The sequence below is a fragment of the Blautia sp. BIOML-A1 genome, assembly GCF_009883055.1.
In the GTDB taxonomy this organism is placed as follows: domain Bacteria; phylum Bacillota; class Clostridia; order Lachnospirales; family Lachnospiraceae; genus Blautia_A.
This window is the reverse complement of sequence record NZ_WWVR01000015.1, coordinates 59,751-83,518: the sequence shown is the minus strand read 5'-3', so window position 1 is coordinate 83,518 and position 23,768 is coordinate 59,751. Positions and strand designations below refer to the sequence as shown.

General features: G+C 43.5%; 21 protein-coding genes. 17 read left to right on the top strand and 4 right to left on the bottom strand.

What is annotated here, in order from left to right:
• Positions 1 to 73: 73 nt before the first annotated feature.
• Both GT674_RS08960 and GT674_RS08955 read right to left on the bottom strand, forming a co-directional pair.
• Positions 74 to 559: a Gx transporter family protein gene (locus GT674_RS08960; protein ID WP_161285363.1), complete on the bottom strand. Its 486-nt coding sequence runs from the start codon at positions 557 to 559 to the stop codon at positions 74 to 76.
• A gap of 31 nt (positions 560 to 590) precedes the next feature.
• Positions 591 to 959: a NusG domain II-containing protein gene (locus tag GT674_RS08955; protein WP_161285362.1), complete on the bottom strand. Its 369-nt coding sequence runs from the start codon at positions 957 to 959 to the stop codon at positions 591 to 593.
• Positions 960 to 1,305: 346 nt separating this feature from the next.
• On the opposite strand from GT674_RS08955, the gene secA reads away from it, so the two are divergent.
• Positions 1,306 to 3,882 carry a preprotein translocase subunit SecA gene (gene secA, locus GT674_RS08950; protein WP_161285361.1) on the top strand — a complete coding sequence of 859 codons (2,577 nt, stop codon included), beginning with the start codon at positions 1,306 to 1,308 and terminating at the stop codon, positions 3,880 to 3,882.
• A gap of 201 nt (positions 3,883 to 4,083) precedes the next feature.
• On the opposite strand, the gene GT674_RS08945 is transcribed toward secA, so the two are convergent.
• Positions 4,084 to 4,623 (bottom strand): nitroreductase family protein, encoded by a 540-nt coding sequence (locus GT674_RS08945; RefSeq protein ID WP_161285360.1) that lies wholly within the window; start codon positions 4,621 to 4,623, stop codon positions 4,084 to 4,086.
• A 332-nt stretch (positions 4,624 to 4,955) separates the two neighbouring features.
• Between GT674_RS08945 and GT674_RS08940 the strand changes: the two genes are divergently transcribed.
• The 7 genes from GT674_RS08940 (at position 4,956) to rhaD (ending at position 12,619) form a co-directional block, all read left to right on the top strand.
• Positions 4,956 to 5,972 (top strand): LacI family DNA-binding transcriptional regulator, encoded by a 1,017-nt coding sequence (locus GT674_RS08940; RefSeq protein ID WP_161285359.1) that lies wholly within the window; start codon positions 4,956 to 4,958, stop codon positions 5,970 to 5,972.
• Between the two features lie 322 nt (positions 5,973 to 6,294).
• Positions 6,295 to 7,569 (top strand): ABC transporter substrate-binding protein, encoded by a 1,275-nt coding sequence (locus GT674_RS08935; protein WP_161285358.1) that lies wholly within the window; start codon positions 6,295 to 6,297, stop codon positions 7,567 to 7,569.
• Between the two features lie 106 nt (positions 7,570 to 7,675).
• The gene (locus tag GT674_RS08930) at positions 7,676 to 8,584 is read left to right on the top strand and encodes a carbohydrate ABC transporter permease (RefSeq protein WP_202017314.1); all 909 of its coding nucleotides are present in this window, start codon (positions 7,676 to 7,678) and stop codon (positions 8,582 to 8,584) included.
• A gap of 12 nt (positions 8,585 to 8,596) precedes the next feature.
• The gene (locus GT674_RS08925; RefSeq protein WP_202017312.1) at positions 8,597 to 9,433 is read left to right on the top strand and encodes a carbohydrate ABC transporter permease; all 837 of its coding nucleotides are present in this window, start codon (positions 8,597 to 8,599) and stop codon (positions 9,431 to 9,433) included.
• Between the two features lie 21 nt (positions 9,434 to 9,454).
• Positions 9,455 to 10,351: an aldo/keto reductase gene (locus GT674_RS08920; protein ID WP_161285357.1), complete on the top strand. Its 897-nt coding sequence runs from the start codon at positions 9,455 to 9,457 to the stop codon at positions 10,349 to 10,351.
• A gap of 41 nt (positions 10,352 to 10,392) precedes the next feature.
• Positions 10,393 to 11,475: a Gfo/Idh/MocA family protein gene (locus tag GT674_RS08915; protein ID WP_161285356.1), complete on the top strand. Its 1,083-nt coding sequence runs from the start codon at positions 10,393 to 10,395 to the stop codon at positions 11,473 to 11,475.
• Positions 11,476 to 11,776: 301 nt separating this feature from the next.
• Entirely contained in the window at positions 11,777 to 12,619 is an 843-nt protein-coding gene (gene rhaD, locus GT674_RS08910; RefSeq protein WP_161285355.1) for a rhamnulose-1-phosphate aldolase, read from the top strand.
• Here the strand turns inward: rhaD and GT674_RS08905 are convergent, their stop codons facing one another.
• The gene (locus GT674_RS08905) at positions 12,620 to 13,447 is read right to left on the bottom strand and encodes a helix-turn-helix domain-containing protein (RefSeq protein WP_161285354.1); all 828 of its coding nucleotides are present in this window, start codon (positions 13,445 to 13,447) and stop codon (positions 12,620 to 12,622) included. It lies immediately after the preceding gene.
• 148 nt (positions 13,448 to 13,595) lie between these two features.
• Between GT674_RS08905 and GT674_RS08900 the strand changes: the two genes are divergently transcribed.
• The 9 genes from GT674_RS08900 to GT674_RS08860 all read left to right on the top strand — a co-directional run bounded on the left by GT674_RS08900 (position 13,596) and on the right by GT674_RS08860 (position 23,758).
• On the top strand, positions 13,596 to 14,399 hold the full coding sequence (locus GT674_RS08900) for a transglutaminase domain-containing protein (RefSeq protein WP_161285353.1): 804 nt from the start codon (positions 13,596 to 13,598) through the stop codon (positions 14,397 to 14,399).
• A 149-nt stretch (positions 14,400 to 14,548) separates the two neighbouring features.
• On the top strand, positions 14,549 to 15,397 hold the full coding sequence (gene dapF / locus GT674_RS08895) for a diaminopimelate epimerase (RefSeq protein ID WP_330585512.1): 849 nt from the start codon (positions 14,549 to 14,551) through the stop codon (positions 15,395 to 15,397).
• 147 nt (positions 15,398 to 15,544) lie between these two features.
• Entirely contained in the window at positions 15,545 to 16,345 is an 801-nt protein-coding gene (locus tag GT674_RS08890) for an MBL fold metallo-hydrolase (RefSeq protein WP_161285351.1), read from the top strand.
• Positions 16,346 to 16,493: 148 nt separating this feature from the next.
• A protein-coding gene (gene prfB, locus GT674_RS08885; protein WP_161285350.1) for a peptide chain release factor 2 occupies positions 16,494 to 17,619 on the top strand; the annotation gives its coding sequence in 2 pieces (ribosomal slippage) (positions 16,494 to 16,568 and positions 16,570 to 17,619; 1,125 coding nt in all).
• A gap of 139 nt (positions 17,620 to 17,758) precedes the next feature.
• Positions 17,759 to 18,211: an ACT domain-containing protein gene (locus GT674_RS08880; protein WP_161285369.1), complete on the top strand. Its 453-nt coding sequence runs from the start codon at positions 17,759 to 17,761 to the stop codon at positions 18,209 to 18,211.
• 49 nt (positions 18,212 to 18,260) lie between these two features.
• A complete protein-coding gene (locus GT674_RS08875; RefSeq protein ID WP_161285349.1) occupies positions 18,261 to 19,475 on the top strand; it encodes a homoserine dehydrogenase in 1,215 nt (404 codons plus the stop codon).
• Between the two features lie 19 nt (positions 19,476 to 19,494).
• Positions 19,495 to 20,703 carry an aspartate kinase gene (locus GT674_RS08870; protein ID WP_161285348.1) on the top strand — a complete coding sequence of 403 codons (1,209 nt, stop codon included), beginning with the start codon at positions 19,495 to 19,497 and terminating at the stop codon, positions 20,701 to 20,703.
• A gap of 81 nt (positions 20,704 to 20,784) precedes the next feature.
• Complete coding sequence (locus GT674_RS08865) at positions 20,785 to 21,570, top strand: DUF975 family protein (RefSeq protein ID WP_161285347.1); 786 nt, start codon at positions 20,785 to 20,787, stop codon at positions 21,568 to 21,570.
• Between the two features lie 34 nt (positions 21,571 to 21,604).
• Positions 21,605 to 23,758, top strand: coding sequence for a Tex family protein (locus GT674_RS08860; protein WP_161285346.1), 2,154 nt, complete (start codon positions 21,605 to 21,607; stop codon positions 23,756 to 23,758).
• Positions 23,759 to 23,768 lie beyond the last annotated feature (10 nt).

The following is a 23,768-nucleotide window of genomic DNA, read 5'->3' as shown; positions in this document are numbered from 1 at the left end:
TAAAAAACCTGTAATGAACTTATAAACGGATAATTATGTCAGACTTATAAGTTCTTACAGGTTTTTATTTGCTCTAAAATTTAATACGTTTTAATACTTCGCCGGTAAGTGTGCCAATAAGAAGTCCGGTGATCACTCCGGATATCAACAACGCCGGTGCATAGTAGATCAGCCCGGAAGTCATCGTGATCAGGCCTGCAATGATAAGCTGTCCTATGTTGTGTGAGACACCACCGGCAACGCTTATCCCAAGGATGCTGAAGCCGGATTTTTTCTTCATGAAAGTCATAACTGTAAGGCTGAGTGCAGCCCCGGCAAGGCTGTAGAGGATGCTGAACAGATTTCCAAACATAAATCCGATCACAATGATTCTCACTGCGGATACAAGTGCAGCTTCCTTCCACGTATATTTCTCAAGGATAAAAAGTATCGCAAGGTTTGCAAGTCCAAGCTTCATCCCCGGGATTCCCGCAAAAAACGGGATTAGCGATTCCACATAGCCAAAGATGATGGCAACTGCGGCAAACAGTCCGAGATTGGCAATTTTTTTCTGGTTCATAATATTTTCCTTTGTAAATATAGAATAAAAGTCAGACAACAGTATCGAATTCCGGTGAAGCCTCGTCGGAAGAGGTGCCTTTTATTCCTTCGATCACAATTTTATTTGGCAGGCAGACGATTGTTCCGCCGGTGTTGTCAACAGCTCTCTGTTTCAGGCAGAGATGATCTGGACAGTCTGCTCCGATCATTTTGACCTCGCCATTTTTTATTTCACATACATTGGTATCGCCGATGGAGATCACCTGATCCTTTGCAAGAGAGTATGTGCCGTATTCTTCGCCGTTTATCGTGATCCGGATCGAACCGTAATGTCCACGCCGAACAAGATACATTCCACCCCAGAGAAGCAGGGCAAAGACTATGATGCCAATGATAAATGTCAGTTCTTTTTTCTTCAAATACCAGTACCTCTGTTTCCTGAGAAGAGTTATTTTCTGATTCTCATATAAAATCAATCATAGCATATCCACTCAGCAATGACAAGAAAAAGTTAGTATTAACGAACAAAACTGCTTTGTCAAAATTATAAATATACTGAGATCAGACATAGGACACAGTTTGTTTAATAAAAATTCATTGTTTTCCCTATGCGAAAGTGTTAAAATAAAATAGATGTGATGTTACCGTGAATGAAGTAAAGGGTGACATGTGACTGTCATGCAGCCATGAAGCAGCAGACAGGAGTTAGTGGGTGTGGAGAGATCCGCAGGAATTGAAAAGAAAAACAGAAACAGGAGCAGATATATGAATATTTTTTCAAAAGTGTTTGGAACAAGAAGTGAGCATGAAGTAAAACGAATCATGCCGCTCGTAGAGAAAACAGAAGCACTTCGTCCGGAGATGCAGAAATTAACAGATGAACAGCTGAGAGACAAGACCAGAGAATTCCGTAAACGTCTGGATGAGGGAGCAACACTGGATGATCTTCTTCCAGAGGCTTTTGCAGTTGTACGTGAGGGCGCAAAGCGAGTTCTCGGCATGGAACATTATCGTGTACAGATCATCGGTGGTATCATTCTCCATCAGGGACGTATCGCTGAGATGAAGACAGGTGAAGGTAAGACTCTCGTGTCCACGCTTCCAGCATACTTAAATGCCCTTGAGGGCAAGGGTGTCCATATCGTAACCGTCAACGATTACCTGGCAAAACGAGATGCTGAGTGGATGGGTAAAGTCCATGAGTTCCTCGGACTGACTGTAGGTGTTGTTCTTAATGATATGAAGCCGGAAGAGCGCCGTGCTGCATACGGATGCGACATCACTTATATTACAAATAACGAACTTGGATTTGACTATCTTCGTGACAATATGGTCATCTACAAGGAACAGCTTGTACAGCGAGATCTGCACTACTGTATCATCGATGAGATCGACTCCGTCCTGATCGATGAGGCACGTACACCTCTTATCATTTCCGGACAGAGCGGCAAATCAACCAAGCTTTACGAAGTATGCGATATTCTGGCTCAGCAGCTTGAGCGTGGTGAGGCCAGCCATGAGATGACCAAGATGGCAGCCATCATGGGTGAGGAAGTTGTCGAGACCGGAGACTTCGTTGTCAATGAGAAGGACAAGATCGTCAACCTTACCGAGCAGGGTGTCAAGAAGGTTGAGAAATTCTTTAATATCGAGAACCTGGCAGATCCGGAGAACCTGGAGATCCAGCACAATATCATTCTTGCACTTCGTGCACACAATCTGATGCATAAGGATCAGGACTACGTAGTTAAGGATGATGAGATTCTGATCGTTGATGAGTTTACCGGACGTATCATGCCGGGCCGTCGTTATTCTGACGGACTTCATCAGGCGATTGAAGCAAAGGAACATGTTAAGGTCAAGAGAGAGAGCAAGACCCTTGCTACCATCACATTCCAGAACTTCTTCAATAAATATGACAAGAAGGGCGGTATGACCGGTACAGCACTTACAGAGGAGAAAGAGTTCCGTGATATTTACGGAATGGACGTTGTAGAGATCCCGACCAACAGACCGGTACAGCGTAAAGACCTTGAAGATGCTGTATACATGACCAAGAAAGAGAAATTCAATGCGGTCGTAGCGGCTGTCAAAGAAGCATATGAAAAGAAACAGCCGGTACTGGTTGGTACTATTACCATTGAAACTTCTGAGCTTATCAGCAAGATGCTCCGCCGTGAGGGAATCCCGCACAAGGTCCTGAATGCGAAGTTCCATGAACTTGAGGCAGAGATTGTTGCACAGGCAGGTCAGTCCGGTGCAGTTACCATCGCAACTAACATGGCAGGCCGTGGTACGGATATTAAGCTGGATGATGTGGCAAGAGAAGCCGGCGGTCTCAAGATCATCGGTACAGAGCGTCATGAATCCAGACGTATTGATAACCAGCTCCGTGGACGCTCTGGTCGTCAGGGAGATCCGGGTGAATCCCGTTTCTACATCTCTCTTGAGGATGATCTGATGCGTCTGTTCGGTTCTGAGCGTCTGATGAAGGTATTTACTTCCCTCGGTGTTGCTGAGAATGAGCAGATCGAGCACAAGATGCTCTCCAACGCGATCCAGAAAGCACAGGAGAAGATTGAGTTCAACAACTTCGGTATTCGTAAAAACCTTCTTGATTATGACCAGGTAAACAACGAGCAGCGTGAGATTATCTATGCAGAGCGTCGTCAGGTACTTGACGGAGAGAATATGCGTGATTCTATCTACAAGATGATCACAGACATCGTAGACAGCACGGTAGATATGTGTTTCTCAGACGATGTGGATTCCGAAGAGTGGGATCTGGATGAGTTCAATACCACACTTCTTCCTGTCATTCCGATCAAAGCACTGACAAAAGAGGATGTCAAGGGCAGAAAGAAAGACGAGATCAAACACGAGATCAAGGAAAAGGCTGTCAAGCTTTATGAAGACAAAGAAGCAGAGTTCCCGGAAGCAGAGCAGCTTCGTGAACTGGAGCGTGTTGTGCTTCTGAAGTGTATCGACAGTAAGTGGATGGATCACATTGATGATATGGAAATCCTGCGACAGGGTATCGGCCTTGTAGGATATGGACAGAGAGATCCGGTTGTAGAATACAAGATGAGTGCGTATGAGATGTTTAATAACATGATCAGCGCGATCCAGGAAGATACTGTCCGTATGCTGTATCATGTTCATGTAGAGCAGAAGGCAGAGCGTGAGCAGGTTGCCAAGGTTACAGGAACCAACAAGGATGATTCCGCAGGCAGAGCACCGGTTCAGCGTAAAGAAGAGAAAGTTTATCCAAACGATCCATGCCCGTGCGGAAGCGGCAAGAAATACAAACAGTGCTGCGGACGTAAATTAATGAAAGCATAAGAAAGCAGAGGTAACTATTCAGAAGGTACTGAACAGTTACAAGCAGAGAATAAAAGATACCTGTTCACTGGCAGTATTCTTCAGTGAACAGGTACAATAGAAGAGCTGCACATCACCGGTTTTCCGGAAGATGTGCAGCTCTTCTGCGTATTTTATTAAATTGCACGATCAAGACTCGTGACTTTGGTCAGGAGTTATGATTTAAAAAAATCTGGCGATCTCGTCCAATTCTTTACGCGGCGGACGGTTTGGCGATTCATCTGCTTTACCCACTGCGATAACAGCTACGATAGTTTCTGTATCCGGAATGTCAAGAATCTCGCGGAGTTTATCTGCTTCACGAAGTCCCATGATCAGAGTAGAGAGTCCCATATCTGCAGCCTTGAGGATCAGGTTTTCGTTCTGAAGACCGAGGTCATAACATCCCCATCCATTGCCAAGTTCATTGTCGGCAGTGCCATCCTTCTGGAAACCGGCACGGTCGTGTACGAAGGTTGTCACGATCAGTGCAGCGTTTTCGGATTTCTCTGCATTTCTCGCACCCGGAAGGCAGGATGTACGGATCTTGTCAACCATTTCTCTGGAGAGAACGCAGTAGTAACGGCCTGTCTCTGAGTTTTTCCAGGATGGAGCCTCCTGCGCTGCACGGATCAGAGCTTCCATCTGCTCCCGGGTCACTTCGCTGTCAGCAGCGTATTTGCGGATTGTTCTTCTGGTTTCTATCAATTTCTGAAATTCCATAATAAAGTCCTCCTCTGATGTGATATTAATCGAATCCGGCAAGTCCGCTGCTTCAAAAAGGGAAAGCAATAAGCCGTGATTCGGTTATGAACAAGTAGCGAAGCGGATTGCGAATATCCACTTATTTTGTACAATGTCATTTTAACATAGTAGTAAATCTGATTCAATGAAAAGATGATATATGCAGAATCTACAAAAAAGAATGGAATAACTTATCGAATCTATACAAAGTTATTCTTTTTTCAGAAAATCAATTGACGTTCACTTAAGAGAGTGATAATATAGCACATGTAAGGAAAACCTTTTCCTGACAAAAAGCAAGGAGAATAAGAATGGCAGTTACGATAGAAGATATTGCCCGGGAAGCTGGTGTATCGATTGCAACTGTATCCAGGGTGATCAATAAGACGAAGCCGGTAAGTGCAGAACTTCGCGACAGAGTCTACGAAGTGATCGAGAAGAATCATTTCAAACCAAACAGCCTTGCACAGGGATTGATCACGAAGAAGACCAATACGATCGGAATTATTGTTCCGGATATTTCCAATGCAGTTTTTGGAAAGCTTACCAAGGGAATCAACAGTGTTTTTGCAAAAGAAGGCTATACAGTTGTTCTCTGTGAATCACAGGGTGAAATTGAGAAGGAACTGAAACTTCTGGGAATTCTGGAGGAGAAGCAGATTGAAGGACTGCTTTTTGCCGGAGTCGATGTAAACCACACTCTGGTAGAGAGTATGCGTAAGCGAAATTATCCGGTAGTACTGGTGACACAGGAGGCCTCAGAAGATGAGGAAGCTGTGCATACCGTAATTCACAATAATGTGGAGGCAATGTATGATGCAGTAAAATTCCTTCTGGATAATGGTCATGAGCGGATCGCATATCTTGGTGGTCCTAAGAATGACTTCTCATCTGGTAAGAAACGTGTCATTGGCTATAAGAAAGCACTGGAAGAAGCTGGAATCGGAGTGAAGGATTCCTATATTGTTCAGGGAGATTTTGCTTTTGAAGCCGGTTATCAGGGAATGAAGAAACTCTATGAGGAGAACAGCAAACTCCCGACAGCAGTTGTCACAGGAAGCGATGTGATCGCGGTAGGAGCGATCCAGTATCTTGACAATATGAGAGTGAAGATCCCGGATGATATTTCCATTATGGGATTTGACGATTCTGAGTTTGCAACTTATATCAAGCCTGAACTTTCGACAGTAAGAATTTCTTATTATGAGGAGGGTGTCAAGGCTGCAGAGATGCTCCAGCAGTTGAGGGATGGCAGTACCGAAGTTGCAATGAAGGAATATGTACCTCATAAAATCATCCGAAGGAGTACAACCAAGAGTCTGAACTGAATACAGAAAAGAGGAGCTGTAAGAAACAGCTCTTGCTTTTGAAATGAAAGGAAAGCGTTTTCCTCTATGATTATGCACGTCTTACAGAAAATATACAAATATTAGTAATTATAACGAGATAAGAAAAAATTTTTTTACAAATAAATGTAAACGTTTTCCTAAGAACCTGTAATCCTTTCTGCACTATTTCAACCGAATCAAGTAGGCCTCAGCTTCAATGGCGGAAAGCAATAAGCAGCGAAGCAGATTGTGAATATCTGTCTGAAATCAGAGATTTATAAAAATAATAACATATATTTTCATTCATGAAGGAGGAAACAACATGAAAACAAAACAGTGGAAAAAAGCAGCAGCACTTATGTCAGCAGGAGCAATGACAGCATCTGTTTTTGCAGCACCATTAGCTGTAAAAGCCGATGACAAAGTAACTATTTCATTCTCATTTGATCAGGGTGTTGGTGAGGCAACCCAGAAGATGGTAGATGCCTACAACGAAAGTCAGGACAAAGTAGAGGTACAGACTGTTATTCTTCCGCAGGATGCAAACACAGTTCATGATGACTTTGTAAACAAACTTGCTTCCGGAGATACAAGCGTAGATGTTATGGGACTTGATGTAACCTATATTAGTGAATTTGGTTCTGCAGGATGGCTGGCAGATCTTACAGATCTGGTAGATCCTTCCCTGACAGAAGGAATGCTTACCGGACCGGTTGAAGGTGCAACGATTGATGGAAAACTCGTGGCAATGCCATGGTTTACAAATTCCAGTGTTCTTTTCTATCGTACTGATGTCCTTGAGGAACTGGGAGCAGAAGTTCCGGATACCTGGGATGGCTGGATGGAACTGGCAGATAAGGCTAAAGGTGTGAATGGCGTAGAATATGGAGCTGATTTCCAGGCAGCACAGTCCGAATCTCTTGTATGTAACTGGGTGGAATACGTATGGGGCAATGGTGGAGATATTCTGGACGAGAACGGAACTCCTGTTGTGAATTCTGAAAACAATGTCGAAGCTACAGAGATCATGAAAAAACTTGTAGATAATTACTCACCAAGTGGAATCACTACATATACAGAGACGGAAAGTGAACAGGTATTTAAAGAAGGTAAATGTCTCTTCATCCGTGACTGGTCAGGATTCTGGTCAAGCGGACAGGATGAGGGATCAAAAGTAACAGGTAAGATTGGGGCAACAACTCTTCCGGTAGGACCAAGCGGTGAAGAGTCTCATACCTGCCTTGGAGGACTGGATCTCGTGATCAATAACAACGTTGACGATGCACATAAAGAAGCTGCTGCTGATTTTATTTCTTACATGGCAAGTGCAGATACACAGAAAGAAATGACTCTGATTTCTTCTCAGCCGCCAGTTGTAAAATCCGTATATGAGGATGCTGACATTCTGGAAGCAATCCCATTCTACTCTGATTTTGCAGATATTATTGCAACAGGAAAATCTAGACCACAGACACCGAAATATGCAAAAGTTTCCGATGCGATCCAGAGAAATGTTCATCAGGCACTCACGGGCGAGATGGAAGTCAAAGATGCACTTGATACACTTCAGGGAGAATTGGAAGAGCTTGCAAAATAATGGAACTATGAGAACACTGTCCGGATCTGAAAACGGATTCGGACAGTAATTACAACAGTCAGAAACCGACAGAAGATCGGAAAGACTGTATGCAGAAGGGAGAGAAATGAGCACAATGAAAAAGGGACGTGGTTCATTGGAAAAAACAGAGTCTAGAGATGCCTGGATCATGATGACACCGGCGCTTATTGTTCTGGCAATAGTGGCGGTTTATCCGATACTTCGTACATTCTGGCTGAGTCTCCATGAGATGGTCCTGACTGACCCGACAAGTGGATATCCATTTATCGGATTGGGAAATTATATAAAAATTTTTCAGGATTCCAGAGCATTGACGGCACTTGTGTTTACACTGAAATTTACTGTTGTGACAGTATTCTTTGAGACAATACTTGGATTTGTTTCTGCGATGATTATGAATCAGGGATTTAAAGCAAAAGGTTTTGTGCGTGCTGCAATTCTGATTCCCTGGGCGATTCCGACATCTGTTTCTGCAATGATGTGGAAATTTATCTATAATGATCAGTATGGGCTTTTTAATGATGTGTTATGCCGTCTTGGAGTAATTGACGGATATAAGGCATGGCTCAGCACCTCAAGTGGTTCTTTTATGGCACTGGTTATTACAGATATCTGGAAAACAGCACCATATATGGCGCTTCTGATTCTTGCAGGACTGCAGATGGTGCCGGATGATCTCTATGAGGCGGCCAAGATTGATGGCGCAAATGTATTCCAGCGCTTTATCTATGTAACATTACCAAATGTTAAGACGACTGTTCTTGTAGCAATGCTGTTCCGTACCCTGGATGCTTTTCGTGTCTTTGACCTGATTTCGGTTATGACAGGCGGTGCAAATGGAACAGAGAGCGTATCTGTGTATGCATATAATAACCTGATGAAATTCCTTGATTTTGGATATGGTTCTTCCCTGGCAGTGTTGATTTTTGCGGTTGTATTTCTGATCAGCATGATATATATGAAATTCATGGGAAACCGTCTGACAGAGATGTAGGAGGTGGACATTTTGCAGAAATCAAAGAGTATAGCAGGAAAAATCTTATTTGCAGTTTTTGTGGTGGTTTTTGTCGGAATCATTGTACTTCCTTTCTTCTGGCAGTTTATGACTTCAATTAAACCATTATCAGAGATTTCCGCGATCCCGGCGAAATGGATTCCGAGTAAAGTTCACTGGGATTTTTATAAAAATGTATTTACGAAACATCCGTTTGGAAGATATTTGCTGAACAGTTTTATTGTGGCACTGTCCACAACTGTACTCAGCATTCTGATTGGTGCTTCTGCAGCATATGCACTTGCAAGGCTTCGGTTTAAGGGAAAGAAGATCATGCTTATGGCAATTTTAAGTATTTCCATGTTTCCGACAATCGCAACCTTGAGCCCGATCTATCTTCTTCTGAAAAACCTGAAACTTCTTAATACATATGCAGGTCTGATCATTCCGTACATCACTTTCGCCCTGCCGCTGTCAATCTGGCTTTTGACGAACTTTTTTGCACAGCTTCCAAAGGGATTTGAGGAGGCGGCAGCGATCGATGGATGTTCCAGAGGAAAGATTTTCTTCACGATCATGCTTCCGCTGATCAAGCCGGCAACCTTTTCCGTGGCATTGATCGTCTTTATCAATGCATGGAATGAGTATCTGTATGCACTGACTTTTATGACAAACGACAACATGAGGACAGTACCGGTTGGTATTGCACTTTTTCCAAGTAATTACGAGCTTCCGTGGGGGGATATTGCAGCAGCGACTGTTGTAGTAACAGTTCCGCTCATCATTCTGGTGCTTATTTTCCAGAAAAAGATTATTGCAGGTCTGACCACTGGTGGCGTAAAAGAATAATAAACATCAGGAGTGAGCATTATGAAAAAAATTAAATTATCAGAAAATCTGGAGTTATCACAGGTAGTTATGGGATGTATGAGAATTGCAGATTCCAATCTTACCGAAAATGAGCTTTTGAATCTTGTGGAAAAATGTCTGGATATGGGTGTGACATCTATCGATCATGCACCGGTATATGGAGGTTATACCTGTGAAAAAATCTTTGGAGATGCGGTTCTTCGAAAACGTCCGGAATTGCGGGACAAGATGCAGATTATTACAAAAGCCGGTATCGTGTGCCCGGGACATTATGGAAATAAGACCATCTATTATAACAGCACAAAAGAAGAGATTCTGAAAGAAATGGACGAATCCCTGGAAAAACTGGGAACAGATCATGTGGACCTTCTTTTGATCCACAGACCGGATCCTCTGGCTGATTCGGCAGAGACAGCAGATGCACTGGAAACTGTTGTAAAACAGGGAAAAGCTTTAAACGTAGGTGTTTCAAATTTCATGCCGTCACAGCTGACCATGCTTCAGAGTTATATGGATATTCCACTTGTGACAAATCAGATGGAGCTTTCTGTGAAAAACACGGAAAATTTCTTTAATGGAGTGGTAGATGATGCATTTACCAGAAGAATTCCGCTGATGGCATGGTCTCCGCTTGGAGGTGGTGATGTGTTTAAGAGTACAGATGAGAAGTTTGTACGTCTGCGCACAGTACTTACCAAGATTGCAGAAGAGCATAAGACAACGATTGACGCAGTGATCTATGCATGGCTGTTTGTTCATCCGGTCAGAATTGCGGCAATCACAGGAACTATGAATGCAGATAGAATTCAGACAGCTGTTGATGCAACGGAACTGGAACTTTCTTATGATGAATGGTATCAGATTCTGGAAGCATCCAGAGGATATGCCGTACCGTGATGAAAAACAGTTGACATCAATGAGTTTGGGAGGACAGAAACGTGAGTAAAATTCGTTTTGGACTGATCGGTTCCGGATGGAGAGCTGAATTTTATATTCGTATTGCCAAAGCTCTGCCGGAAATGTTTGATCTGGCAGCAGTAATGATAAGAAGTAAAGAAAAAGGAGAGGCTTTTTCTGAAAAATTTGATGTAAAAGTAGTCAATACTCTGGATGAGCTTGTGGAAAAAGAGCCGGAGTTTGTTGTAATGGCGATCAAACGAGGAATCGTCACAGAAAATCTGATTACTTTGTTTAAGAGAGGAATCCCGGTACTGACGGAAACGCCTCCAGGAGAAGATGTGGAAGCACTGCAGCAGCTCTGGGATGCTTATCAGGAGTATCAGCCAAAGGTGCAGGTGGCAGAACAGTATTTCCTGCAGCCGCTCTATGCGTCCTGGTACAAGGCAATTTGTGATGGAAAGCTTGGCGAAGTAGAAAATATCAATATTTCTTCTCTTCATGGCTATCACGGTGCGAGTATTATCCGTCAGTTTCTCGGAACAGGATTTGAGAACTGCAGGATTTACGGAAAACGTTACTGGTTTGATGTGACGGAAACATATGGAAGAGAAGGAATGGTTTTTGACGGAGAAGTTGTCAAATGCTCAAGAGATCGCCTGACGATGGAATTCGACAATGGCAAAGTGGCATATTTTGATTTTTCGGATCCGGCGCAGTATCATTCTTTTATTCGAACCAGACAGCTTACCGTGCAGGGAACACGAGGTGAGATTGATGATCTTACTATTCGTTATCTGAATGAGCAGAATATTCCGGTTACACAAGAGCTTCGAAGAATTGATCTTGGGGTATACGGAAATCAGGAATGGTCACATTATGCAGTTATGCTGGGCGAGGAATTTTTGTTCCGCACACCTTTTGTCAACGCAAGGTTCAACGATGACGAGATTGCAGTTGCTTCCTGCATGGTAAAAATGCACGAGTATGTCAACAGAGGTACAGAATTTTATGGAATGGCAGATGCACTGCAGGATATGTACATTTGCCTCAAGATGGATGAGGCCCTGGAGAATCCGGTGACTGTAGTTGAGACCAGAACCCAGCCATGGGCACAGAAATAAAACAAAAAAACAGAATCCTGACTTTATAAAAATACTTGTAAATAAAAGCACTAAATGTATCAAAAACTTTCTTGGAAAGGCGTTTTTGGTGCATTTGGTGCTTTGTTTTGTGGCTTCGTATAATATGGCAGAAAGAACTGCAAAAATATAATGTGGATTTGCGCATGATTTTTTGGAAAACCTCTTTACAAACCACATAAAACAATATATAATGCACTCATAAACAAAGAAAAACCACATAAAAATATAATAAACCAGAAACAAAACCACAAATCGTATAAACAGACAGGAGTGTATAACAATGAAAATTCTTGAATCTAAATTTGTAAAAGGCTTTATCAAAATGGCAGATGACGGTTATCAGCAGGGATGGCATGAGAGAAATGGCGGTAACTTAAGTTATCGTCTGAAACCGGAAGAAGTAGAGATGATCAAGCCGCGACTGAACGCACCGGGAGAATGGGAAGAAATTGGTGTGGAAGTTCCAGGTCTGGCAGGAGAATTTTTCCTTGTGACAGGAAGCGGCAAATATTTCCGAAACATCATCGTAGATCCGGAAGTATGTCTGGCAATCATCGAACTGGATGAAACCGGAACCAGATACAGAATCCGCTGGGGACTTGTTGAGGGCGGCAGACCGACCAGTGAGCTTCCGACTCATCTGATGAACCATGAAGTAAAGAAGAAACTTACCAATGGAAGACATCGTGTTATTTATCATGCACATACCACAAACACTATCGCACTGACCTTTGTTCTTCCGCTGGATGACAAGGTATTTACAAGAGAACTCTGGGAATCCGCAACAGAGTGTCCGGTCGTATTTCCGGATGGTGTCGGTGTCATCGGATGGATGGTTCCGGGCGGAAGAGAGATTGCCATTAAGACAGCAGAACTGATGAAGAAATATGATGTTGTCATCTGGGCACATCATGGAATGTTCTGCTCCGGAGAGGACTTTGACCTGACCTTTGGTCTGCTTCATACAGTAGAGAAATCAGCCGAGATCCTTGTCAAGATCCTTTCCATGACACCGCATAAACTTCAGACGATCACACCGGATAATTTCCGTGCACTGGAAAAAGATTTCCATGTAAATCTGCCGGAAGAATTCCTGTATGACAAAGAAGACCAGAAACAATGATTATCTCTGCGTAGGAACCGTGCCGAACTGTTTCTTGTAGGCACGGACAAAGGCAGTATAATCCTGGAATCCACTCTGCATGGCGGCTTTCATGACAGGGGTTCCCTGAGCAATAAGGGATCTGGCATGAAGCAGTCGTTTGCTGATGATATAGTTGTGGATCGTGTAGCCGGTCTCTTTCTTAAACTTCCGCATCATATGATACTTACTGAAGAAAAATCTTTCGGCGAGATGATCGATCGAGAGATTTTCTGATAAATTCCGATTAATATATTTCAGAAGCTGCTCCACCTGAGAGTCCGAAGAGTAGGACTTTTGGTCTGGAGCAGTACTGCTTTTAAGAAAAATCCGGTTGATATAGACCATGAACTGTGCAAAAAGTGCTTTGCTGAGAATGGAATCGCCAAACTGTGTATCACGCAGGGAATGTTCAATTTCCGGCAGAAGATCCTTAAGCTTTTCCTGGAGAACAGAGTCCAGGCGAATGAGATTGAAGCTTCGGTCATTGGCTTTCTGAAAGCAGGTGTTGAGTTCCGAGGATGACAGATCATCTCTGATCCAGAAAATATAGCGCTCATATGGTATAGACGGATCAATCTCGGGTTTGTGGATTGCCCCCTGACTGACAAGAAGAATATCCTGTGGCTTAAGCTGATATGCTTTTCCTTCTATATGATAAGTGACCTTGCCGGAGACAAAGACGATAATTTTGTGAAAGTCGTGATAGTGCCATTCAAACTCCCGGTCGGTGCGGTCGTTGATATGAAAAAGCCGGAAGTCTTCTTTGAGATAGCCGGTCTTGGCAAGGGAATACTGAGAATAATCCATGGGAACTCCTCCTGATTGGTTATAAGATATCATCATCTATTATAATGAAGTGTTCAGAAGAAGAAAAGTAGTGTATAATAAAAACTACCATATATGGAGGGGAAGAGTTACTGTAAACGGAGTGAACAGTAACGGGAAAGATGAGAGGATGAAAAGAAAGTTATGGGTCAAAATAACGGCGGTACTTGTGGCGGTCATTATGCTGATGGCAGGAAGTGTCAATATATCTGTCGCATCCGGAATTACTGTCCGGAAGGGAATCGTATACCAGAATAATAAAGTATATACAGGATGGTTTGTTCAGAAGAACAGCAGATATTATTCTGTAAAAGGAGTAAAGGCAAAAGGCTGGAAAAAAATTTCAAACAAATATTATTATTTTGACAGAAACAGCAGACTTGTTACAAACCGTATTGTAGGGTCAAAGGCGAAGGGATATTATTATGTAGATAAAACAGGAGTAAGAGTTACAACAAGGGAGGTTCGTCAGGCAGTTGCTTTTGTTATGAGTTCTTCAAAAGCGACGGATATACCTTCAAAACGTCTGAAAACCTGTTTCAGGGCATTGTTAAAATATCCATATTATAATATGACAGATAAAGCACCACGGGCAAATCAGCTTGCGTCCTGTGCGAGGTATATGTTCAGCCGTCGAAGGGGTGACTGCTATTATTATGCTTCTGCAATGGCATATATTGCGCGGGTTCTGGGATATGATGCGCGCGTGGTCTGTGGAGCGGTTACTGCAAGAGGACCGTATGCTGCCTTATCACCGCATGGATGGTGTGAGGTGAAGTGCGGAAAATATTGGAGAATGCTGGACTGCAGTATGCAAAGGGCGCATACAGGAAGAAATCTGTACCTTGTCACAAGAAAGCAGTATCCGTTTCGGCTGAGATGTAATAAAGTTTATACAATGATTTCCAGAAAAGGAGCAGTTAAATGGTCATAAACGCACTTTTTGCAATATAAATCGCATTTTAATCTATATACATTGTAAAAAATAGCTTATATACTGGAATTATCGAATGGTTGAAAGTTTCCAGAGGCAGTAATAACAGCGGAAATAATATAAGCAAAACAAAGCGGGAGGGCATGACAATGACAGACTGCATTACAATGATAAAATATCAGGGACTTGGAAATGATTATCTGGTACTGGACCCAAACAAAAACCGTGTACAGCTGCAGGGCAAGAAAGTTGCTTTGATGTGTCAGAGAGGTTTCGGACTTGGTGCAGATGGTGTTTTGTACGGACCGGTGGACATCAATGGAAAGATGGGCGTGCATATTTATAATTCTGATGGCAGCGAGGCCGCAATCAGTGGAAATGGTGTCTGTATTTTTGCAAAATATCTTCTCGACCATGAATATGTCAAAGAGAAAAAATTTAAAATCGAGACCTTATCCGGTGCTGTAGAAGTAGAGTGTCTGAACAGTCGTGCCACAGAATTTCGTGTAAATATGGGAAAGGCATCTTTCCTGTCCAGAGAGATCCCTGTGACTGGTGAGATACGTGAAGTGATCAATGAAGAGTTCACATTTAATCATGAAGCTTATAAGGCAAGCTGCCTGACGATTGGAAATCCACATTGCATCATCTTTATGGATCAGGTAAGTGCAAAACAGGCAAAAGAACTTGGACCATATGTGGAAAACGCAGACGAATTTCCGGAGAGGATGAACCTTCAGATCTGCCGCAAGATTGACACAGGAAATCTTGACATTGAAATCTGGGAGCGTGGTTCAGGCTATACCAAAGCATCCGGAACAGGAAGCTGTGCAGCAGCAATGACAGCGTATAAACTCGGTCTGACTGAGAACAGAGTCAATGTCAACCAGCCGGGTGGAATGATCCAGATTGATATTCATGAGGATGGAACCATCTATATGACCGGAAGCGTGGGATATGTTGCAGATATGAGTGTGGCAGAGAGCTTTTTCTCATAAAAATATAGAAAATTTTTATGATCAGAGTAAAAAGATGAATATATAAATCAGAAAGGGGACGGCAAATGCTGTTTCCTTTCTTTTTCAGTTATGATAAGATATATCCGAAAAAATATTAGAGAATGTGAAAGTGAGGCCGGAATTTTTATGGATATTACAATGCTGGGAACAGGAAATGCAATGGTCACAGAGTGTTATAATACATGTTTTGTACTGAGAGATGGAGACAGGCACCTGCTGGTTGACGGTGGCGGTGGAAACACTCTGCTCGCACAGCTGAAACATGCCGAATTTGACTGGATGGATATGCGTGAGATTTTTGTAACACACAAACATGTAGACCATATCATGGGAATCGTCTGGATGATCCGAATGATCTGTCAGCACATGAAACAGGGACAGTATGAAGGAGAGGCAACTATTTACGGACATGAGGAAGTGATCCGCATCCTCGAAGAGATGGCAGAGATGCTCTATCCTAAGAAACAGACCTGCTATATCGGAGACCGCCTGCATCTGGTAGTTGTAGAAGACGGGGAAGAAAGAACTGTTATGGGACATAAGACGACATTCTTTGACATTCAGTCCACCAAGGCAAAACAGTTTGGTTTCTGCATGGATATGGGCAATGGTGAGAAATTCACCTGCTGCGGTGATGAGCCATACAACGAATGTGAGAAAAAATACGCCGAAAACAGCAAATGGCTCCTTCATGAAGCCTTCTGTCTCTTTGACCAGGCAGACAGATTCCACCCATATGAGAAACATCACTCCACAGCTAAAGATGCCAGTGAACTGGCAGAGCAGCTCGGCGTACAGAACCTGATCCTCTACCATACCGAGGACAAGAACATCGCCCGCCGCAAAGAACTTTACACAGAAGAAGGAAAGAAATACTTCCACGGAAACCTCTTTGTTCCGGAGGATCTGGAGAGAATCCAGCTGTAATCAGCATAACGCCTCATCGTACAGATATTGTAAATTTTCATGTGCGGTGGGGTGTTTTTTTACCTCTTTCCACCCCCGCAAATCTTGCAGTTTTCCCTAATCTATGGTATGGTATAAAAGTATGAATATATAGAAAGAAGGTGAAGCTGTGGTTGAATTAGATCAGTTCAAAAGTATTCTTGCAACATACACAGAACCATTAGTGGAAGTGAGGGATTCACTTTGACCTCGCTAACAAAGAGCAGAGGGTTGAAGAATTAGAGCGAGAAATGGAGGCACCGGATTTTTGGGATGATGCCGAGGTTTCACAGCAGAAGATGAAAGAGCTCAAGAGCATGAAGGACGACATGGAGATCTATCACAGTCTGGAAACACAGATGGAAGATATGGAAACCATGATCGAGATGGGCTATGAAGAAAATGATCCGGAGATCATTCCGGAGATTCAGGAGATGCTGGATGAATTCCAGAAGAATTTTGACAGTATCCGTGTTAAGACATTGCTGTCAGGAGAATATGACAGTGAGAATGCGATCATTAAGCTGAATGCCGGAGCAGGCGGAACAGAAGCCTGTGACTGGTGTGGAATGCTTTATCGTATGTACAGCCGCTGGGTAGACCGCAAGGGATTTTCTATGGAAGTGCTGGACTATCTGGATGGTGATGAGGCCGGAGTCAAGTCCGTAACCTTCCAGGTTAATGGAGAGAATGCTTACGGATATCTTAAATCAGAGAAAGGTGTTCATCGTCTTGTGCGTATTTCTCCGTTCAATGCAGCGGGTAAACGTCAGACATCCTTTGTATCCTGTGATGTTATGCCGGATATCAAGAAGGATCTGGATGTAGAGATCAATGATGAGGACATCCGTATTGATACCTACCGAAGCAGTGGCGCCGGTGGACAGCATATCAACAAGACTTCTTCTGCGATTCGTATCACACATTTCCCGACAGGAATTGTGGTACAGTGTCAGAATGAGCGTTCTCAGCATATGAATAAGGACAAGGCTATGCAGATGCTGAAAGCAAAGCTGTTCCTTCTCAAGCAGCAGGAGGCAGAGGCAAAGCTTTCCGGTATCCGTGGAGAAGTTACTGATATCGGCTGGGGAAATCAGATCAGATCCTATGTTATGCAGCCATATACCATGGTTAAGGATCATAGAACAAACGAAGAAACCGGAAATGTAGATGCAGTACTTGACGGAGACATTGATCCGTTCATCAATGCCTACCTGAAATGGATCGCATTATCCAAAAAAACGGTCGAATCATAAAACAAAAAAACCTTGCAGACTTTGTGCAGGTGTGATAATATATCCCTCATAGGAAAACAGTTGTTTTTTTGAAACAGACATCTCCTGAGAGGGATATATGTTTAAAATGGGTAAAGTCAGTAGAGGCAGAAAGGTCATCATGGGGAAAATAACAGAAAAAAAGAAGTATTTTGTAGTCAGGGAGCGGGCGGTTCCGGAGGTTTTGCTGAAAGTAGTACAGGCAAAGAAATTACTGGACTCAGAGAAGGTAAGTACTGTGCAGGAGGCAGCAGAACAGACGGGGATCAGCAGGAGCTCCTTTTATAAATATAAGGATGATATTTTTCCTTTTCATGAAGAAGCCAGAGGAAAGACGATCACCTTCATCATTCAGATGGATGATGAACCGGGAATTTTGTCTGCTGTGCTTCAGACTATTGCGCGTTTCCATGGAAACATCCTGACGATCCATCAGAGCATCCCGATCAATGGAGTGGCAACTCTTACCCTCAGTGTAGATATTCTGCCGGGTGAGGGAGATGCTGAGGCTATGGTGGACGAGATCGAACAGAGGGATGGAATCCATTATCTGAAGATTCTTGGAAGAGAATAGTTGCTGTGAATAGTTACAGAGAGGAAAGAACGCAGGAGGAAACTAGACTATGGTAAATATTGCAGTATTAGGATACGGTACAGTTGGAAGCGGTGTGGTAGAGGTTATCAATACAAATCATGCCAGCATTAATAAGAGAGCTGGTGCAGACATTAATATCAAGTATGTACTGGATCTGAGAGACTTTCCGGGAGATCCGGTTGAGAAGGTTCTTGTCCATGACTATGATGTGATCGCAAATGATCCGGAAGTGGATATTGTTGTAGAAGTTATGGGTGGGATCGAACCTGCATATACCTTCGTGAAGCGTGCTCTGGAAGCCGGAAAGAGTGTCTGCACATCCAATAAGGCACTGGTTGCCAAACACGGCCCGGAACTTATGGAGATTGCAAGGGAAAAGAATATAAACTTCCTGTTTGAGGCAAGCTGCGGCGGTGGAATTCCGATTATCCGTGCACTGAACTCTTCTCTGACAGCAGATGAGATTGATGAGATCACAGGTATCCTGAATGGAACCACAAACTACATGATGTACAAGATGAGTACAGAAGGCTGTGAGTTTGATGCCGTTCTTAAAGAAGCACAGGCCAAAGGATATGCGGAAGCAGATCCTACAGCTGATGTGGAGGGATATGATGCGTGCCGTAAGATTGCAATTCTTTCTTCACTGGCATATGGAAGATTCCTGAATTATGAGGATATTTATACAGAGGGAATCACAAGGATCACTCCGGAAGATATGCAGTATGCAGAAGAACTTGATATGACGATCAAGCTTCTCGGAACCAGCCGCAAGATCGGAGATGATTCTTTCTATGCAATGGTTGCACCGTTCCTTGTAGGGAAGACCAGTCCTCTTTACAGCGTAAATGATGTATTTAATGCAGTATTTGTCCATGGCAATGTACTTGGTGATGCAATGTTCTATGGAAGCGGTGCAGGCAAGCTTCCGACTGCAAGTGCAGTAGTAGCCGATGTGGTAGATGAAGCAAAGCACCTCCACAGAAATATTATGACAAACTGGTCCAGCAGACCGCTTGAACTGATTCCAATGGATGAGGTTGAGGGCAGATTCTTTGTGAGAGTCAAAGGAACAACAGTGGATCAGGTAAAGGCAGTTTTTGATGAAGTAGAGATTGTAAATCTCAAGAGCCTCCCGGGTGAATTTGGATTTATCACAGCTAAAATGAAACAGGGAGAATATAAAGAAAAAGTTCAGGAATTAAACGGCAGTGTGATCACGATGATCCGTGTGAAAGACTGACCGTTTTGGGAGAGAAGCTATGTTAATAGTAAAGAAATTCGGCGGTACTTCCGTAGCAAATAAAGAGCGTATTTTTAATGTTGCCGGAAGATGTGTGGAGGAATACAAAAAAGGCAATGATGTGGTAGTTGTTCTTTCTGCTATGGGTAAATATACGGATGAACTTATCACCATGGCAAAAGACATCAACGAGAAGCCGCCGAAACGTGAAATGGATATGCTTTTTACGATTGGAGAGCAGATGTCTGTAGCTCTGATGGCTATGGCATTTGATAAACTGGGTATCCCGTCTGTTTCTCTGAATGCATTTCAGGTTGCCATGCATACCACAAGTGTACATGGCAACGCAAGACTTAAGAGGATTGATACTGAGAGAATCAAAAGAGAACTGGAGAATCACAAGATTGTTGTTGTGACAGGCTTCCAGGGAATCAATAAATACGATGATTATACAACACTTGGAAGAGGCGGTTCCGATACTACAGCAGTTGCCCTGGCAGCGGCACTTCATGCAGATGCATGTGAGATTTATACGGATGTAGACGGAGTGTACACGGCAGATCCCCGCAAGGTTCCGACGGCACGCAAGCTCAAGGAGATCACTTACGATGAAATGCTGGATCTGGCAACTCTGGGTGCCGGTGTACTCCATAATCGTTCTGTAGAGATGGCCAAGAAATACGGCGTGCCGCTTGTGGTACGTTCCAGCTTAAATAACAGTGAGGGAACTGTTGTAAAGGAGGAAGTAACAGTGGAAAGAATGCTGATCAGCGGAGTTGCGCTTGATACAGATGCAGTAAGAATTGCCGTGATCGGTCTGAAAGATATTCCGGGAGTGGCATTCAAATTATTTGATGTGCTGGCAAAGAAAAACATCAACGTAGATGTGATCCTTCAGTCCATCGGACGTGCGGGAACCAAGGATATTTCTTTTACCGTAGACGACAAAGATATGGAAGAGGCAATGGCAGTTCTGGATGAAAATAAGGCAAGACTTGGATATCAGGAACTGCATTCTGAGAGAAATATTGCCAAACTTTCTATTGTCGGAGCAGGCATGATGAGCAATCCGGGTGTTGCAGCGAAGATGTTTGAGAGCCTCTATAACGAGGGCGTCAACATCAACATGATCTCCACTTCAGAGATCCGTGTAACCGTTCTTATCAACGAGAAAGACGGAATAAGAGCGATGAATGCGGTACATGACGCATTTAACCTGGCAGATTAACCGAAACAAAAGGAATTCCATCTCTGTGGCTTCAGGGATGGAATTTTTACTGAGTTTTAACTTGGAAAGCAGGAATCAAGGATGAAAAAAAATCGAAAATACTGGAAGGAAACTGCGAAATCAGTACTCAGAGGAAACTGGGGAATTGCGATTGCGGGAATGCTGGCCTATATGGCTGTAGATTTTCTGGGAACTATTGTTTCGGCAGAACTTTTTCCGGGAGAAGCTGTCCTGGAAGTTATACTGGGACAGGTTTTTGTATTTGTTGTTTCTCTGATTGCTATGGTGTTCAGCACAGGGTACAGTTATATGATGCTGAATATGAGCAGAGGAAGAGAATTCAGTCTTGGAAACCTTCTGTATATGTTCCACAACCAGCCGGACCGTGTGCTGATTGTAGCCTTTGTGATGGCACTTCTGAGTACAGTTTCTCAGCTTCCGTTTTATTTTGTTATGTATCTGGCAACTCCCGGAAGTACAATAGACGCACAGCTTTTGTGGATGGAACTGACTTTTGGAGTTATGATTTTGAGTATAGTACTGAATGTACTTATCACGGTACCATTTGCACTTAGTTTCTATCTTCTTGCAGATAATCCGCAGATGGGAGGTGTGGAGTCTCTCAAAGAAAGCAGGCGTCTGATGAAGGGACACATCTGGCAGTATCTTATGCTGCAGTTAAGTTTTGCTCCGATGCTGATCGTGTCGCTTCTGCTTATGGGGCTTCCACTTCTGTGGGTTCTTCCGTATATGGAAGCGTCTGAAACCGCTTTTTACAGAGATATTCTGGGAGAGTTTGATGAGCCGAAGCAGGAAGAAGTTATTTACAGAAATGCATCATCAGACGATTATAATGCAGAAGCGTGACATTTATTAAGGGCACAAAAGGAGATTTTTATTTATGGATATTATTCAGGTGATAACTGATGAACTCAAAGTAGAAAAATGGCAGGTAGAAGCCGCTGTGAAACTGATCGATGAGGGATGTACGATTCCTTTTATTTCCCGTTATCGAAAGGAAGCAACAGGTTCTCTGAATGATGAACAGCTTCGTTCACTGCATGAAAGACTTCTTTACCTGAGAAATCTGGAAGACAAAAAGAAACAGGTTCTTACAAGTATTGAAGAACAGGGCAAACTGACACCGGAGCTGAAAAAACAGATTCTGGATGCAAAGACTCTTGTGGTAGTAGAGGATCTTTACCGTCCGTATCGTCCGAAGAGACGTACAAGAGCAATTATTGCGAAGGAAAAAGGACTGGAGCCGCTGGCAAATATCATCATGCTTCAGATGACAAAGAAACCGCTGGAGGAGGAAGCACAGGCTTTTGTTTCTGCTGAAAAGGGTGTGGAGACAGTGGAAGATGCGTTGAACGGTGCAAAGGATATCCTGGCAGAAACAATTTCAGACGAGGCAGATTACCGAATCTACATTCGTGACCTCACTATGAAAAAGGGTTCTGTTGCATCTGCGGCAAAGAAGCCGGAGGAATCTTCTGTATATGAGATGTATTATGAATTCGAGGAGCCAATCAAGAAGCTTGCGGGACATCGTGTCCTTGCACTGAACCGTGGTGAGAAGGAAAAAATCCTCACAGTAAAGGTGAATGCACCGGAAGAAGAGATTCTTGGATGGATCCAGAGGCAGGTGCTTGTAAGAGAAAATCCGGTCACAACACCGGTTCTTCGAGAAGTGGTGGAGGACAGTTACAAGCGTCTGATCGCACCGGCGATTGAGAGGGAAATCCGAAGCAGTCTGACAGAAAATGCAGAGGATGGGGCAATTCATGTCTTTGGCAAAAATCTTGAGCAGCTTCTGATGCAGCCTCCAATTGTAGGTAAAGTTGTTCTGGGATGGGATCCGGCATTCCGTACAGGATGCAAGCTGGCTGTTGTAGATGCAACAGGAAAGGTGCTGGATACGACAGTGATCTATCCGACCGCACCAACCAACGAGAAGAAGATCCAGGCAGCAAAAGACACACTCAAAATGCTGATCCGCAAATATGGAATTTCTCTGATTTCTCTTGGAAATGGAACAGCCTCCAGAGAGTCTGAACAGATTATCGTGGAACTTCTGAAGGAAATTCCGGAGAAGGTACAGTATGTGATCACCAATGAGGCCGGTGCATCTGTATATTCCGCAAGCAAACTGGCGACAGAGGAATTTCCGAATTTTGATGTTGGACAGAGAAGTGCGGCTTCTATCGCAAGACGTCTTCAGGATCCTCTTGCAGAGCTTGTCAAGATTACACCGCAGTCTATCGGTGTTGGTCAGTACCAGCACGATATGAACCAGAAAAAGCTTGGTGAAGCACTGAGTGGAGTCGTTGAAGATTGTGTGAATAAGGTCGGAGTGGACTTAAATACAGCGTCTGCATCTCTGCTTGAGTATATTTCCGGTATCAGCAAGGCGATTGCAAAGAATATCGTTGCGTATCGTGAGGAGAACGGCAGATTTGAGAGTCGTCGTGAGCTTCTGAAGGTTGCCAAGCTCGGACCGAAAGCATTTGAGCAGTGTGCGGGATTTGCACGTATCACAGGCGGCAAAAATCCGCTGGATGCAACGAGTGTACATCCGGAGAGCTATGAAGCGGCACAGAAGCTTCTGGAGAAGCTGGGCTATGCACCGGAGGATATCGCAGGAGGCAAACTCAGTGGTGTTTCAAAGCAGATCAGGAATTACAAGAAGCTGGCAGAGGAACTTGGCGTAGGAGAGCCGACGCTTCGTGATATTGTAAAAGAGCTGGAAAAACCGGCACGTGATCCGAGAGATGAAATGCCGAAGCCGGTTCTTCGTACAGATGTCCTTGATATGAAGGATCTGAAGGAAGGAATGATCCTTAAGGGAACAGTCCGTAATGTCATTGACTTTGGAGCATTTGTGGATATCGGAGTGCATCAGGACGGTCTGGTGCATATTTCAGAGATGAGCGAGAAATATATCAAACATCCGCTTGAGGCAGTGTCTGTTGGAGATGTTGTGGATGTGCGCGTGATCGGCGTAGACCTCAGGAAAAAAAGAATCAGTCTTTCTATGAAGGGAACAAAGTAGAAGACGGTAT

What these genes read in the sequence shown, in the direction of transcription:
- GT674_RS08960 (WP_161285363.1), bottom strand. Translation starts at nt 559, where the DNA reads ATGAACCAGAAAAAAATTGCCAATCTCGGACTGTTTGCCGCAGTTGCC.
- secA (WP_161285361.1), top strand. Translation starts at nt 1,306, where the DNA reads ATGAATATTTTTTCAAAAGTGTTTGGAACAAGAAGTGAGCATGAAGTA.
- GT674_RS08945 (WP_161285360.1), bottom strand. Translation starts at nt 4,623, where the DNA reads ATGGAATTTCAGAAATTGATAGAAACCAGAAGAACAATCCGCAAATAC.
- GT674_RS08940 (WP_161285359.1), top strand. Translation starts at nt 4,956, where the DNA reads ATGGCAGTTACGATAGAAGATATTGCCCGGGAAGCTGGTGTATCGATT.
- GT674_RS08935 (WP_161285358.1), top strand. Translation starts at nt 6,295, where the DNA reads ATGAAAACAAAACAGTGGAAAAAAGCAGCAGCACTTATGTCAGCAGGA.
- GT674_RS08930 (WP_202017314.1), top strand. Translation starts at nt 7,676, where the DNA reads ATGAGCACAATGAAAAAGGGACGTGGTTCATTGGAAAAAACAGAGTCT.
- GT674_RS08920 (WP_161285357.1), top strand. Translation starts at nt 9,455, where the DNA reads ATGAAAAAAATTAAATTATCAGAAAATCTGGAGTTATCACAGGTAGTT.
- rhaD (WP_161285355.1), top strand. Translation starts at nt 11,777, where the DNA reads ATGAAAATTCTTGAATCTAAATTTGTAAAAGGCTTTATCAAAATGGCA.
- GT674_RS08905 (WP_161285354.1), bottom strand. Translation starts at nt 13,447, where the DNA reads ATGGATTATTCTCAGTATTCCCTTGCCAAGACCGGCTATCTCAAAGAA.
- GT674_RS08900 (WP_161285353.1), top strand. Translation starts at nt 13,596, where the DNA reads ATGAAAAGAAAGTTATGGGTCAAAATAACGGCGGTACTTGTGGCGGTC.
- dapF (WP_330585512.1), top strand. Translation starts at nt 14,549, where the DNA reads ATGACAGACTGCATTACAATGATAAAATATCAGGGACTTGGAAATGAT.
- GT674_RS08890 (WP_161285351.1), top strand. Translation starts at nt 15,545, where the DNA reads ATGGATATTACAATGCTGGGAACAGGAAATGCAATGGTCACAGAGTGT.
- GT674_RS08880 (WP_161285369.1), top strand. Translation starts at nt 17,759, where the DNA reads ATGGGGAAAATAACAGAAAAAAAGAAGTATTTTGTAGTCAGGGAGCGG.
- GT674_RS08875 (WP_161285349.1), top strand. Translation starts at nt 18,261, where the DNA reads ATGGTAAATATTGCAGTATTAGGATACGGTACAGTTGGAAGCGGTGTG.
- GT674_RS08870 (WP_161285348.1), top strand. Translation starts at nt 19,495, where the DNA reads ATGTTAATAGTAAAGAAATTCGGCGGTACTTCCGTAGCAAATAAAGAG.
- GT674_RS08865 (WP_161285347.1), top strand. Translation starts at nt 20,785, where the DNA reads ATGAAAAAAAATCGAAAATACTGGAAGGAAACTGCGAAATCAGTACTC.
- GT674_RS08860 (WP_161285346.1), top strand. Translation starts at nt 21,605, where the DNA reads ATGGATATTATTCAGGTGATAACTGATGAACTCAAAGTAGAAAAATGG.